This is a genomic window from Agrobacterium albertimagni AOL15, assembly GCF_000300855.1.
GTDB classification, from domain to species: domain Bacteria; phylum Pseudomonadota; class Alphaproteobacteria; order Rhizobiales; family Rhizobiaceae; genus Allorhizobium; species Allorhizobium albertimagni.
Genome location: NZ_ALJF01000031.1, coordinates 1 through 659 on the forward strand (window position 1 = coordinate 1; position 659 = coordinate 659).

The window sequence follows — 659 nt, forward strand, 5'->3', positions numbered from 1 at the left end:
CGCTCGGAAGATCGGGGTTGCGAAGCTGGAGACCATCACCGGGAAGCGCTCCGGCAATCGTGAAGCTGATCTTCGTCCAGCCGGTCGAGTCCACATCCGAAAGCGTCAGGCCATCATCAACCGACATGAACGGCTTCTGAGCATTCGAGCCCGGCAGAACATTGTTGGACCCATCAATCTCCGTATACGCAACTGACGTGACCGTCCCGGAGATCACCGTCGCATCGTTCACAGGCGAGATAGTCAAGACAACTTCTACTGGTTCAGATACATCCCCGTCGCCATCAGTGACTGTGAAGGTGAAGCGATCGATCCCGTGCCAGTTTGCATTGGGCTGATAGCGGAACTCTCCCGTTGTCGTATCTAGGACCAGAGCCCCATTGGTCGGGCCGGTCGCGAGTTTGAATGCACCAATCGACGCAAGTCCATCAGCACCGGCACTAGCTCCAAGCTGGCCGATCACTACGCCGTCCTCCAGTGCCGCCTCGGATGAGCTTGTGGCAACCGGAACGTCATCGTTGACGAGGACCGTCAGCGAGCCGGTCGACTTGTCGCCGTCGCCGTCCGTTACCGTGAAGCCGATCGTGATCTCTTTGTTCTCTTCCGTCGTGCCAGCCGTCTCATGCGCAACAGGCGCCTTCAGCTCGAACGAGTAGGAA

Annotated in this window: 1 protein-coding gene; it reads right to left on the reverse strand. The window is 58.3% G+C overall.

The features are described from left to right. Positions 1 to 659, reverse strand: a 659-nt coding sequence (locus QWE_RS24150; protein ID WP_006728805.1) for an Ig-like domain-containing protein, incomplete at both ends; no start/stop codon positions are given.